Source organism: Deltaproteobacteria bacterium (assembly GCA_020845895.1).
GTDB lineage: Bacteria > Lernaellota > Lernaellaia > JACKCT01 > JACKCT01 > JADLEX01.
Genome location: JADLEX010000045.1, coordinates 39851 through 52763, shown reverse-complemented (window position 1 = coordinate 52763; position 12913 = coordinate 39851). Strand labels below are relative to the sequence as shown.

At 63.1% G+C, this 12913-nt stretch carries 11 protein-coding genes; 6 read left to right on the top strand and 5 right to left on the bottom strand.

The features are described 5' to 3' along the window. Positions 1-433: 433 nt before the first annotated feature. The 4 genes from ccrA (at position 434) to IT350_05515 (ending at position 5552) form a co-directional block, all read left to right on the top strand. Positions 434-2191: a crotonyl-CoA carboxylase/reductase gene (gene ccrA / locus IT350_05530; protein ID MCC6157495.1), complete on the top strand. Its 1758-nt coding sequence runs from the start codon at positions 434-436 to the stop codon at positions 2189-2191. Between the two features lie 109 nt (positions 2192-2300). Further along, on the top strand, positions 2301-2450 hold the full coding sequence (locus tag IT350_05525; GenBank protein MCC6157494.1) for a hypothetical protein: 150 nt from the start codon (positions 2301-2303) through the stop codon (positions 2448-2450). After that, complete coding sequence (gene rsmG / locus IT350_05520) at positions 2447-3091, top strand: 16S rRNA (guanine(527)-N(7))-methyltransferase RsmG (protein ID MCC6157493.1); 645 nt, start codon at positions 2447-2449, stop codon at positions 3089-3091. Before IT350_05525 ends, rsmG begins: the two co-directional genes overlap by 4 nt. An 85-nt stretch (positions 3092-3176) precedes the next feature. Then, on the top strand, positions 3177-5552 hold the full coding sequence (locus IT350_05515; GenBank protein MCC6157492.1) for a hypothetical protein: 2376 nt from the start codon (positions 3177-3179) through the stop codon (positions 5550-5552). Between the two features lie 10 nt (positions 5553-5562). On the opposite strand, the gene IT350_05510 is transcribed toward IT350_05515, so the two are convergent. The 4 genes from IT350_05510 to IT350_05495 are packed head-to-tail and all read right to left on the bottom strand — an operon-like array spanning position 5563 to position 9167. Next, entirely contained in the window at positions 5563-6225 is a 663-nt protein-coding gene (locus tag IT350_05510) for a membrane integrity-associated transporter subunit PqiC (protein ID MCC6157491.1), read from the bottom strand. Next, complete coding sequence (locus IT350_05505; protein ID MCC6157490.1) at positions 6222-7154, bottom strand: MCE family protein; 933 nt, start codon at positions 7152-7154, stop codon at positions 6222-6224. Before IT350_05505 ends, IT350_05510 begins: the two co-directional genes overlap by 4 nt. Positions 7155-7174: 20 nt before the next feature. Then, positions 7175-8002 carry an ABC transporter ATP-binding protein gene (locus IT350_05500; GenBank protein MCC6157489.1) on the bottom strand — a complete coding sequence of 276 codons (828 nt, stop codon included), beginning with the start codon at positions 8000-8002 and terminating at the stop codon, positions 7175-7177. Positions 8003-8006: 4 nt separating this feature from the next. Next, entirely contained in the window at positions 8007-9167 is a 1161-nt protein-coding gene (locus IT350_05495; GenBank protein ID MCC6157488.1) for an MlaE family lipid ABC transporter permease subunit, read from the bottom strand. 343 nt (positions 9168-9510) lie between these two features. Here IT350_05495 and glmS point away from each other — a divergent pair, with 343 nt between their 5' ends. Both glmS and IT350_05485 read left to right on the top strand, forming a co-directional pair. Beyond that, positions 9511-11340 carry a glutamine--fructose-6-phosphate transaminase (isomerizing) gene (glmS, locus tag IT350_05490; GenBank protein ID MCC6157487.1) on the top strand — a complete coding sequence of 610 codons (1830 nt, stop codon included), beginning with the start codon at positions 9511-9513 and terminating at the stop codon, positions 11338-11340. Positions 11341-11363: 23 nt separating this feature from the next. Further along, positions 11364-12524, top strand: a complete 1161-nt coding sequence (locus IT350_05485) for an AAA family ATPase (protein MCC6157486.1) — start codon at positions 11364-11366, stop codon at positions 12522-12524. A gap of 152 nt (positions 12525-12676) precedes the next feature. On the opposite strand, the gene IT350_05480 is transcribed toward IT350_05485, so the two are convergent. Beyond that, positions 12677-12862 carry a hypothetical protein gene (locus IT350_05480; GenBank protein ID MCC6157485.1) on the bottom strand — a complete coding sequence of 62 codons (186 nt, stop codon included), beginning with the start codon at positions 12860-12862 and terminating at the stop codon, positions 12677-12679. Positions 12863-12913 lie beyond the last annotated feature (51 nt).

The following is a 12913-nucleotide window of genomic DNA, read 5'->3' as shown; positions in this document are numbered from 1 at the left end:
ACGTTTCGCTTTCCGGAAGATCGCCGTATGAATTCCCCATGTTGCGCTCCTCTCGTTCGTCTTTAGAAATTCGACGATATGACAAATCTTTCCGTAATACAGAATGATTGTCAATGCAAATAATCATGGAATGCTTTATGAAGGCATGATCGCTTTTCCGGGAGCCCGGATTCGGTTTGAAACGGGAGATCTGAGGCTCGCCGGTCGACGCCGTACCGGCGACGCGAACCTGATCGCCGTCAGCGTTATCCCCGTTGCATTTTGGCCGGTGGGCCGCTAAGAATCTTCCATCGGTCGCGCTGGGGATTTAACCGTTATTTCACGTGAATCCGTGGATCGGGCGCCATTCGCGTTGCGGTAGCGCGCGCGTGTCGGGAGCCGGATGATCGGATCGAGCGACACAATCGGGCTTGTCGCCAAAGGGGGGAGACGCATGTCCAAGGAATTGTACGAGGTCGGGGAAGCGCCGCCGATCGGCACCGTGCCCGCCAAGATGAACGCGTGGCTGATCCGGCCCGAGCGTTTTGGCGAACCGCTGAAAGGCTTCGCGAAAGAAGTGGTGGATGTGCCGTCCATCGCCGACGACGAAGTGCTCGTTTACGTCATGGCCGCGGGCGTCAACTACAACAACGTGTGGGCGGCGCTGGGAATTCCCGTCAACGTCATCGGTGCGCGCAACAAGGCGGGCGAGCCGGAGCCGTTCCACATCGGCGGCTCCGACGCGTCGGGTGTCGTCTACAAGATCGGCAAGGACGTGAAAAACGTCAAAGTGGGCGACGAGGTCGTCATCCACTGCGGCACGTGGGATCGCAACTGCCCGTGGGTCAAGGCCGGCAACGACCCGATGTACAGTCCGACGTTCAAGATCTGGGGCTACGAGACGAACTGGGGTTCGTTCGCTCAGTTCACCAAGGTGCAGGCGCACCAATGCGCGCCCAAGCCCCGTCATCTTTCGTGGGAGCAGGCCGGCGCGTACATGCTCGTCGCCGCGACCGCATACCGCATGCTCCACAACTGGGGCGACAACGCGGTGAAAAAAGACGACGTGGCTCTCATCTGGGGCGGTGCGGGCGGTCTCGGCTCCATGGCGATCCAGATCGCCCGGGCCGCGGGCGCGATCCCCATCGCGGTCGTTTCCGCCGCGGACAAGGTTGAGTTCTGCAAGAGTCTCGGCGCGAAGGGCGTCATCAACCGCAACGACTTCGACCACTGGGGCATGCTGCCGCACTGGAAGGACAACGCGGGCTACGCAACCTGGCTCTCGGGCGTGCGCAAATTCGGCAAGGCGATCTGGGACATCCTGGGCGACAAACGCGGCGTGAACATCGTCTTCGAACACCCCGGCGAAACCACCGTGCCGACCTCGATCTTCGTCGCCGAAACCGGCGGCATGGTCGTCATCTGCGCGGGCACCACGGGCTACAACGCCACGGTCGATCTGCGTTACCTGTGGATGCGTCAGAAGCGCCTGCAGGGCAGCCACTTCGCCAACGACGACCAGGCGTACTCCGTCAACGATCTCGTGATCCAGGGCAAGGTCGATCCCTGCCTGTCGCGCACGTTCACCTGGGATCAGCTCGCCGAGTGCCATCAGTTGATGTATGAAAACAAGCATCCGCACGGGAACATGGCGATTCTCGTGGGGGCAAGCGAACTGGGCAAGGGCGCCACGTCGGAGGTTCCCCTGGGCGACCATCACCGCACCACGCGCAAGGCCCCGGCGCCGGTCATCGACCTCTACAACGTCGACGATCTGGCCGGTTTCGCGATTCCCGAAGACCCGACGCCCGTCGCCGAGGTCTTTCATCCGTCCCTGCCGACCGTGCCCGTCGACGGCACCCTCGCCGACGTGGCGCACAAGATGGTGGACGAGACGGTTCACGCGGTCGTCATCACCGAGGACGACGGCACCATCGCCGGTGTCGTCAGCCAGACCGACCTCGTGCTTGCGCGCCAGCAGGGCAAGCCCGAGGAGGTCGCGCTGCTCGGCGTGCGCGATTTCATGACGCCGAATCCCCTGACGATCACGAAGACCGACACGGTGCAGCACGCGATCACGATGATGACCACGCGGCGCATCCACCGCCTGATTGTCGTCGAGGAAAAAGACGGCAAGGCGATTCCCGTCGGCGTGTGCGCGATGACCGACATCATCCGCCACATGTTCAAGCTCGGAAAACGCCCGCTCTGATCGAATTTCGACACCGAACATGCATCGGCGAGCCTTCGGGTTCGCCGGTGTCTTTTTTGGGGCGCGGCGAACCGGTGCGCGAAGGTCGGCGCTGGTGTAGATTTCGGCCGTGCACTGCCGCAAATGCCGCATCAAGATGAAGGAAGAGCGCCGGGTGTTTCACGGGAAACGCAAGTGGATCTGCCCGGCGTGCGGTCGCGCGCGCATGCAGATGGTGGAAAAACCCGACCGAAAGAAACCCGCGCCAGACGAACGATGAAGCTCCATCGAAGCGCGCCCGGCAAGCCCCCCTGGTCGACAGAGGCGAATTTCGCGGGGCTGTGGGACGAGGTCGCGCGCGCCGCGCCGTTCGACGTTCCGGACGACCTCGGCGAAAGATTTGCGCGCTATCGCGACGAGCTGCGCCGATTCAACGAACGCATCAATCTGATTCGTGTGAAGTCGGATCACGAATTTGCGGCGCGCCACCTGCTCGATGCCCTTGCGGGCTTGTCGCTGCTGCCCGCCCGTGGACACGTGATGGACATCGGATCGGGCGCGGGAATCCCTGGGCTCGTCCTCGCCGTCGCGCGGCCCGACCTCGCCTTCACACTTGTTGAATCGATCGGGAAAAAAGCGGCATTTCTCTCCCAGGCGCGCCGCGCGCTTGAACTCGGCAACGTCACCGTCTTTGCCGATCGCTTTGAGGACGCGGATCTGACCGAGGTTTCCCTTTTCACGGCCCGCGCGGTCACCGATCCATCGGCGCTCGTTCGCCTCGTCCGCGCGCGAGCGACCGCACCGATCGCCATCTGGACGCGCCCCGACGTGCACGCGATCGACGAAGAGCGCCGCATCGTGTATCGCCTGCCCGGCGATCGGTTGGAACGCGTTGTGGTCCGGATCGCGTCCGCATCGTGATCGCGCCCGAATCGACTCGACGCGGCTTGACTTGGGCGCGCGCGCGGCGATCATACCGCGACTTTTTCAGGGAATGATTGCCGTCGTGCCCCGCGCCGAATCATCCGGACGTTTTTACATCGCCCTCGCCGTCGCCACCGGGGCGACGCTCGCGCTGGAGATCGTCCAGACGCGCATGCTCTCCGTCGTCTCCTGGTACCACCTTGCGTTCTTCGTCATCAGCCTCGCGATGTTCGGCATGACGCTCGGCGCGCTGTACGTCTTTTTGCGCCCCGAGAGGTTCGACGCCCAGCGCCTCGACGAGCATCTGTCGCGAAGCGCGTATTTCGCGGCGATCGCCACCGCCGTGGCGTGGCTCGACCAGCTCTGTCTCGCACCCGAAATGGTGCTCTCGGCGAGTGCGGTGGTCGTCTTCGCGCGGCTCGCGATCACCGTGTCCATTCCATTTTTCTTCTCGGGCATCGTCGTCACGCTCGCCCTCACGCGATCTCCATATCCGATCGGACGCACCTACGGCGCGGATCTCGCCGGCGCCGCGGTGGGGTGCGTTGCGGTGATTCCGCTGCTGGGGATTCTCGACGGCCCGAGCACGATCTTTATCGCCGCGGCGCTCTTCGCTGTGTCCTCGGCGCTTTTCGCGGCGGTCGGCAAAAGGCGGCGCGCCGTGGCTCTCGCGATTTTTCTAACGGCGCTCGCGGTCGTGAACTCGCAGACACGGTTCGGCCTCGATCCCATCATGGTCAAGGGGCAGGCCGAAAAACGCCACTGGGTCGCCTACGAGCGCTGGAACAGCTTCTCGCGCATCATCGCGTACAAGCCGTGGAACGAATCGCCGAAGATGGTGATGTGGGCGGCGTCGGAGAAGACGCCGACGACGCCGGTCGAGTTCGTCATGATGAACATCGACGGCCTCGCGGGCACGGCGATTTTCAAGATGGCCGGCGATCCGCAAATCGTCGATTTCCTGCGCTATGACGTGACGACGCTCGCGCACCACGTCCGGCAGGGGCGCGCCGCGATTATCGGCGTGGGCGGCGGGCGCGACGTGATGGCGGCGCTGGCGCTCGGGCATCGCGAGGTGCTGGGCGTCGAACTCAATCCCGCGTTCACCGAGGCGCTCACCGGACCGTATCGCGAGTTCGCCGGGCTAGCCGATCACGCCGGTGTACGTCTCGTGACCGACGAAGCGCGCAGCTTTTTCACCCGCGACGACGGCCAATACGACGTGCTTCAGGCGAGCCTGATCGACACGTGGGCGGCTACGGGCGCTGGCGCGTACAGCCTGTCGGAGAATTCGATCTACACGATCGAGGCGTGGCGCGTCTTCCTCGACCGTCTCGCGCCCGGCGGCATCTTCACCGTGTCGCGCTGGTACGCGCCGGACCGGCTCGATGAAACCGCGCGGCTCGTGTCGCTCGCGGCGGGGACGTTGCTTTCGCGCGGCGTCGCCGATCCCGAAAAAAACATTCTGCTCGCGGCGCACGGGCAGGTCGCCACGATTCTGGTTGCGAACGAGCCCTTCGCGCCGCGCGACATCGCACGCTTCACGGCGGCCTGCGCCGACATGGGGTTCGAGGTCGTGCTCGCCCCGGGAATGGAGACGACGAGCGAAACGCTCGCCGCGATCCTGTCGAAACCGACGTACGACGACCTCGTGGCGTACGGACGCGGCACGCCGCTTGACCTGACGCCGCCCACCGACGCGCGCCCGTTCTTCTTCAACCTGCTGCGCTTGTCGCGCCCGTGGGAAATCGTGTCGTACTTGGGCCGCCCATCGGGCGTGGTCGCGGGAAATCTGATTGCCACGCTCACGCTCATTGTCATCCTCTTCGTCACGGCGGCGCTTGCCGCGGCGACGATCATCCTGCCCGCGCGTTTCGCCCCCGCGGATTCGCCGCGGCCCGGCGCGCGGGCGCTCGCGTACTTCGCGCTCATCGGCCTCGCCTTCATGCTCAGCGAGATCGCGTTCCTGCAGCAGCTCTCCGTCTATCTCGGCCACCCGGTCTATTCGCTCGCGGTGGTGCTATTCTCGATCATTCTATTTACGGGGCTCGGGAGTTTCGCGAGCGAACGGCTCGTGCTCGGCACGCCCGCGCGGATTCGCGCGTTCGCGCTTGTCATCGCTTCGTATCTTATCGCGATGGCGTTTGCGCTACCCCGGCTCACCGCGCACTTCGGCGCGCTCGAACTGCCCGGGCGGATCGCGCTGTGCGTCGCCGTGCTCGCCCCGGCGGGTCTGATGATGGGTCAGGCGTTTCCGGCGGGAATGCGCTGGGCGCGTCGCGGGCTCGACGCCGCGAACGACCCGACACCGTGGCTGTGGGCGGTCAACGGGGCGGCGGGCGTGGTCGCGAGCGCGGCCGCCGTGATGATCTCCATCGCGTTCGGTATCACCACGACGATGATCGTGGGGGCCGCGTGTTACGCCTCGATCGCGTTCGTCGTGTCGGCTCGCGACTAAGGCGCGCCCGTCACGGCGTCGCCGCGACTTCGGACGCTTTCTTCGCCTCGTGGTCGGCGACAGCCGCACTCACGTCCGCCTGAATCTTCGACGAGAGAATCTTCGTCGCCGCGCTCATCGCGGTAACCACCGACTCCGGCGTGTGTGTTTCGGCCTGATGCGATTCGCGGTAGTTGCGCTGGAAGAGCACGGACTTTTTCCCGCCCTGATGCGACATGAGAATCACGCGCATCTGGAGCACCGAAAACCACGTGTCGTTGTCGTCCTTCTCGTAGATCTCGTCGATGATGCCCTCGATCTCGTAATCGGGATTGATCGAGCTGCGCACGTCGACCACGGCGCGGTATTGTTTCGCTTCGATCATGTCCCGCACGAGCAGATCGGCGATCATGTCGCCCGGGTTCACGATCCACAGGTGGTATTCGTACGGCTTGCGTTTGCGCTTGCTCGTCGAATACAGGATTTTCTGGGACTGGTACGACGGCGCGACCTGAAACGATCCGACACGCACCACGACAGTGTCGAACGCCGGGCCCGACACGGCGGGCGGGTTGTATTCGAGCTGGTAGTAGAATTTTTCCTGGTAGTCGCGCGTCACGTTGAAGCAGCCGGCCGCGAACGCGAAGATGGTCGCGGCAACGACGGCGGGAATGATCGCGGGGCGCCTGGTCATTGGGGTTTCTCCTCGTCGGCGAGTCCTCGGGGCGACACCACGCGTTCGGGCGGCGGCTCCGAAAGCAGAGTCTGCGCCGGGTCCTCGCTGATCTTTTCGGTAATGCGCGCGAGGTTGTCGGTGGTGCGGCGCAGGTTGATGAGCACCGCGGCCATCTCGTTGTCCATGCGGTCGATAATGTTGTTCAGATTCGATACGGCCAGATCGACGCCCTCGAAGGTTTGCGCGAGATTCACGGCTTCGATCTGCTTGGTCAGGCTCTGGACCAATAGCCGGAGCTGTCCGAGCGCCTGCTCCATTTCGTCGATCGAGTTTTCGGTTTCCTTCTTTTCGGCCAGATACCGCACCCGCTCGGCCGTCCCCGCCAGGGCTTCGAGCAGCCGATCGATCTTGGGATCGTTCATGCGGCCCGAAATGGACATGAAGCTGCCCTTCACCTCGTCGCTGATCCCCTCGAAATCGACGCCCATGACTTTCTCGTAGACGTTCTGTACCGCGGCGAAGAGCTCGGCGGTCGACGACGCGCGTGCCGGCAGGTATTCGTGCGTCGGCTTGAAGTCGATGGCGATGGGTGCGGACTCGGGCGCCCGGGTGATCTCGACGAATTTCATGCCCGTAATACCCGCCATGGCGAGCTGCGCGCGCATGTCAGGCTCGGCCTGCATGGTCTTGTCGGTCTCCATGACGACCTCGATCATGCGGCCGTCGGGTGCGACCTTGATGTCCTTCACCGCGCCGACGACCACGCCCATGAACTTGACCGGCGATCCGACCTCGAGCCCCTGCACCGTCTCGTCGAAATACGTGACGTAGAGCCGCGTCTCGGACAGGAACTTCGACGCTCCCAGCCAGATCAGCGCGCCGACGAGGATCAGCGTCCCGCCGATGACGAACAGTCCCACCTTGAATTTGTGCGCTTCCGTCGACATGCCGTCGGCTTCTCCCGGTGCTAGGCACCCTTGGTGTGCAGCGACTGCCGATTGAAAAAGTCGCGGACGAAGGGGTGCGTGTGATGGTCGCGCAGGGCTTCCGGCGTCCCCGTCGCGATGATGTTGCGGACCGATTTGTCGAGCATGATGACGCGTTGCGCGATGGTGAAAATCGACGCCAGTTCGTGCGTGACCACCACGATCGTGATGCCCAGGGACTTGGAAAGCTGCATGAGCATGTTGTCGAGTTCGACCGACGAAATCGGATCGAGCCCCGCCGACGGCTCGTCGCAAAACAGAAGCCTCGGATCGAGTGCCATCGCGCGCGCGAGTCCCGCGCGTTTTTTCATGCCGCCCGAAATTTCGTTGGGCAAATGGTTCTCGAAGCCGTGCAGATTCACCATGTCGAGCTTCATGCGCACGAGGATATCGATCACGTCGGGCGATAGGTCGGTGTATTCGCGCAGCGGCAGGGCGATGTTCTGGGCGAGCGTCATGGAGCCGAACAAGGCGCCGGATTGAAACAGGATGCCGACCTTTCGCAGGATCCGTTCGCGGTCGTCGCCTTCGGCCTGGGCAAGATCCTCGCCGTCGATCAGGATCTGCCCCGAATACGGCCGTTCGAGCCCGATGATCTGCCGCAGCAGCGTCGATTTCCCGCAGCCAGATCCGCCGAGAATGACGAAGATTTCGCCTTCGTACACGTCAAACGTCACGCCGTTCAGAATCGTCGCGGACCCGTAACGCACCACCAGATCGCGGACCTGAATGACGGCCTTGCCCGGCGGAGGGTCGAGCACGCCCGTGACGATTCCGTTGGTTTTTGTCGTTTCGACCGCCGCGGTCATCGAGTCATCCGAAATACGTGAACAGCACGGTAAAGACCGCGTCGGCCACGATGATGAGGAATATTCCCGTCACGACCGCGCTGGTGGTGTACTGCCCCACGCTGGCCGCGCCGCCGCGCACCTGAAAACCGCGCATGCACCCCACGAGGGCAATAATCATCGCGAACACCGTGCACTTGATCAATCCCTGGGCGATATCCCACAGCCCGATCGCCTCGTAGCTTTGCGCGACGTACGCGCTGAGCGTGACTCCGCCTTGCGTGGTGCCGACGATCATGCCGCCGATGAGGCCGAGAAAATCGGCGTAGAGGGTGAGCAACGGAACCATGAGCACGAGGGCGACCACCTTCGGCACGACGAGAAAACGCACCGGGTCGAATCCCATCGTGGCGAGCGCGTCAACCTCCTCGCTCACCTTCATCGTGCCGATCTCCGCGGCGAAGGCCGAACCCGACCGGCCCGCGACGAGAATGCACGTCATGAGCGGACCGAGTTCACGCAGCACGGACAGGCCGACGAGGTCCGCGCAAAAAATGTTCGCGCCGAACTGCGACAGTTGAAGCACCGCCTGAAACCCGAGAATCATGCCCATCAGGAGCGAGATGAGCCCGACGATGGGAAGGGCGTCGGCTCCGGCACGCTCCATGTAGTAGAGCGTTTCCCGCCAGCGCACGCTGCCGGGGTGCAACGCGGAGTGCGTGAGCGCCAGCGTCGCGTCGCCGACAAACACGAACATCTTTCGGATGTCGGTCAGCAGGTCGAGCGTTTTTTCGCCGATCTCGACGGGAACGCTGGTCTGTTTGGGCGCGGCGATCTTTTTGAGTTCCGACAGCTTGGCGCGGTCGACCAGCGACAGCAGCCCCTCGACATCGCCGCGTAGTCCGATCAGGTCGAATTCCGCGCCGGCCTGACGGCACGAACGCTGCGATTCGACCAGCACCGCCGCGCCCGCCCCGTCGATGTAGACGAGGTTCGTCAGATCGATGACGAGCCGCCGGTACGGCGACCGCTCCAGGGCGTGGACGAGATCCAGATGCACGCGATGGGCGTTGGTGATCGAGAGCCGCCCGCCGATCCGGATGCGTTTCTCGGACCCCGTCGCGTCGTCCACGGCGAATTCGTAGGTGGCGGACTCATCGGGGATGATGGACTTGCGCTTTGCCATCGCCGGTCAGGAAGCCTCGATATTCTGGGGATCTCGATGGAATGCGGCATCTTAGGGAAATTCCGCCGTTCCGTAAATTGCGTTCGCGCTTCCGGGCGAAGTCCGCGGAATCCGCGTGCGCGGAAACCGATCGTTCACGGGGTCTGAATTTGTAACCCAATCCACAGATCCGGGTCGTAGAGGCTAGGACGGAGAAAATTGGCCGCGCCCGCGTCAAGTCCACCCGGAAAAGAGCCGATTTCATGGAGTCATCTCACGCAGGTTCTATCGGGTCGGCGACCGGCGTGGTAGATTGTCGCCAAATCCGGCCAGTGCGAAACGGTTACGGCGAAGGGAGCCGAAGATGTGCGGAATTGTGGGATATATCGGCCACCGCAACTCGGTGGACGTTCTGATGGAAGGGCTGCGCAAGCTCGAGTACCGGGGGTACGACTCGGCGGGCGTGGCGTTGCTGGGCGACGGCGAGATCCTGCTGCGCCGCAGCGTCGGTAAGCTGGTCAACCTCGAAATGAGCCTGCGCGACGACCCGATGACGAGCCAGGTGGGCGTCGGCCACACCCGTTGGGCAACTCACGGCGCGCCGACCGAACACAATGCACACCCGCACGTCGTCAACGGCGTCGCCATCGTCCATAACGGCATCATCGAGAACCACACCGAGCTCCGCGAGGAGTTCGTCGCCGCCGGTCGTGACATCAAGAGCGAGACGGACACTGAACTCGTGGCGCACCTGATCGACATCGCGCGCTCGCGCGGCCTCGGCTTGCTCGACGCCGTGCGCGAGGCGCTCTCGCGCGTCGAGGGCGTCTATGCGCTGCTCGTCGTCAGCCCCACCGAGCCCGATCAGATCATTGCCGCGCGCAAATCGAGCCCGCTCATCCTCGGCATCGGCGAAGGCGAAAACTTTATCGCGTCGGACGTGCCCGCGCTGCTGCGTTACACGAACCGCGTGATCTATCTGGAGGACGACGACATCGCCCTCGTGCGCCGCGAGGGCGTCCAGGTCTGGAAGCTCGACGGCACTCCCCAGCAGCATGTTGTGAAGACGATCGACATGAATCCCGTGGCCGCGGAGAAAGAAGGCCACAAGCACTTCATGCACAAGGAGATCCACGAGCAGCCCCGCGCGTTCATCTCGGCGATGGAGGATCGTTTCCAGGTGCCCGAAGGTGACGTGGTCTTTGACGGAGGCGGGCTGGAAGCGATCAATGCGACGGAGGTGCAGCGCATCGTGCTGCTCGCATGCGGCACCGCGGGGCACGCCGCGCAGATCGGGCGCTACTACATCGAATCCATCGCGGGAATTCCCTGCGAGGTCGATCTCGCGAGTGAGTACCGCTACCGCGACCCCATCGTTGAACCGGGGACGCTGGCGATCGCCGTTTCGCAAAGCGGCGAGACGGCGGACACCCTCGCCGCGCTGCGCGAGGTGAAGCGTCGGGGTGCCCAGTCGATCGCCGTGTGCAACGTACCGGAGTCGACCATCGCCCGCACCGCCGACGGCGTCTGTTACACGCACGCCGGCCCCGAGATCGGCGTCGCCTCGACCAAGGCGTTCATCACGCAGGTCGCCGTGCTGCTGCTCATCTCGATCTGGCTCGGCCGACGCAACGGCAACCTGTCACAAAAGCGCGCCAAGGAACTGCTGGAAGAAATGTCGCACATGCCGATCCGGCTGCAGGAAGTGCTGGCGTCGGAGCCGCAGGTGCGGGAGATCGCGCGGTGGTCGCGCAACATGCGGGGCTATCTGTTCATCGGCCGCCACGCCAATCACTGGATTGCGATGGAAGGTGCGCTCAAGCTCAAGGAGATCAGCTACCTCCATGCAGAAGGTTACGCGGCGGGCGAGATGAAGCACGGGCCGATCGCGCTGATCGACGAGGAGATGCTTATCGTCGCCATCGCGCCGGCGTCGCGCGTGTACGAAAAAATGCTCTCGAATCTGGAAGAAGCCCGGGCGCGCGGCGGCAAGCTCTTCGCCATCGTCACGCGCGGGCGGCACTCGCTGCACGGACGCGTGGACCGGCTGATCGAGATCCCGCCGTGCGACGAGCTGCTCTCGCCGATTCTCACGGTGCTGCCGCTGCAATTGCTCGCGTACCACATCGCCGATCTGCAAGGCACCGACGTCGATCAGCCGCGCAATCTGGCCAAGAGCGTGACCGTGGAGTAAGGTTCTTCGGTACGAGGTGGGGCATGAGAATCACACGTCTTCGACTGAAAAACTGGAAGAACTTTCGGGAAGCGGACCTCGTTCTCCGCAATCGAGCCTTTCTTGTCGGTCCCAATGCCTCGGGAAAGTCGAATATCCTCGATGCCTTCCGTTTTCTTCAAGATCTCACGCGATCGGGTGGTGGTCTTGAGGCGGCCGTGGGGTCGAGGGGTGACGCTGGAAAGATTCGTTGTCTCGCGGCGAGACGACATTCGGACATCGAATTGATGGCCGAGTTCGGTGAGGAAGCCGAAAGTCCAGAGTGGAAATACGAACTCGCTTTCAGTCAGGACAACAACCAGCGGCCCATCGTCAAACGGGAAATCGTTCGTGCCGGATATCGTCGCGAACCCGTACTAGAAAGGCCCAATCGGGACGACAAAAGTGATCCGGCCCGACTGACGCAGACGTTTCTGGAGCAGGTCAGTGCGAATAAGGAATTTCGGGAGATTCCGGAGTTTCTGAGGACCATCCGTTATCTTCATGTGGTTCCCCAACTGATTCGCGATCCGAACCGCGGGGCGAAGCCGGTGAAGGGTGATCCATATGGATCTGACTTCCTCGAAAGTCTGGCCGGTGTGCCGGACAAAACGCGAAGTTCGCGATTGCGTGCCATCAACGAGGCGCTGCGGCGGGCCGTCCCGCTGTTTGAGGAGATGGATCTCGAACGCGATAATTGGGGCGTTCCTCATCTGAAAGCGAGATATGAGCATTGGAGAAAGCACGGGGCATGGCAGCACGAGGACCAGTTTTCTGACGGAACGCTTCGACTGATCGGATTCCTTTGGGCGCTGTACGAAGGAACTGGCCCGCTTCTTCTGGAAGAGCCGGAGCTGTCGCTTCACTCAGAAGTCGTGCGTCACATCCCCCAGATGATCGCCCGCATTCAGCTCGCCCAGGCTAAACGCAAACGCCAGGTGATCGTGAGTACGCACTCTCGAGAACTCCTGGGCGATACGGGCATCCCACACAGCGAAATCTTTTTTCTGGAGCCGTCGCGCGAGGGCACGACTGTGCGATGTCTGTTGGATGCCCCGCATCTGACGGAACTCATTCGCGGCGGCACGTCGACCGGAGATGTCCTGATCGGCGCGACGAGGCCGAAAGACGTGGCCGACCTGGCGAATTTCACACCGGCGCAGTGACGGCCATGGTGAATCTCCTCGTCGAAGGGACGCTTGACGAAGAAGTCCTCCGACGCGTGCTGGAGGACTTCAGCATTCGTGTCGGCTTAGTGTTGCTGGGTGGTGGAAAGTCGTTCGTTGACGCTCGCTTGGTCGATTTCTGTTGCACGCCATCATCCGTTCGCCGGATTGCCTTGAGGGATCTGGATCACGATGCTAAGTGCGCTCCGCGCTTGCGGAAGAACCTGCTCGGCGTTCATCGGATTGCTCCGCCGCATCTTCTTCGGATACCCGTCCGGGCTGTCGAAGCGTGGTTGTTGGCGGATCGAAGTCGGTTCGCGAGTTTTCTCGGTGTTCAATCTCGACGGCTTCCCCGGGCGCCGGAACGCGCGGCAGTCCCCAAATCCACG

Coding starts and splice junctions, on each gene's coding strand:
- ccrA (MCC6157495.1), top strand. CDS start 434: ATGTCCAAGGAATTGTACGAGGTCGGGGAAGCGCCGCCGATCGGCACC.
- glmS (MCC6157487.1), top strand. CDS start 9,511: ATGTGCGGAATTGTGGGATATATCGGCCACCGCAACTCGGTGGACGTT.
- IT350_05505 (MCC6157490.1), bottom strand. CDS start 7,154: ATGTCGACGGAAGCGCACAAATTCAAGGTGGGACTGTTCGTCATCGGC.
- IT350_05510 (MCC6157491.1), bottom strand. CDS start 6,225: ATGACCAGGCGCCCCGCGATCATTCCCGCCGTCGTTGCCGCGACCATC.
- IT350_05500 (MCC6157489.1), bottom strand. CDS start 8,002: ATGACCGCGGCGGTCGAAACGACAAAAACCAACGGAATCGTCACGGGC.
- rsmG (MCC6157493.1), top strand. CDS start 2,447: ATGAAGCTCCATCGAAGCGCGCCCGGCAAGCCCCCCTGGTCGACAGAG.
- IT350_05495 (MCC6157488.1), bottom strand. CDS start 9,167: ATGGCAAAGCGCAAGTCCATCATCCCCGATGAGTCCGCCACCTACGAA.
- IT350_05485 (MCC6157486.1), top strand. CDS start 11,364: ATGAGAATCACACGTCTTCGACTGAAAAACTGGAAGAACTTTCGGGAA.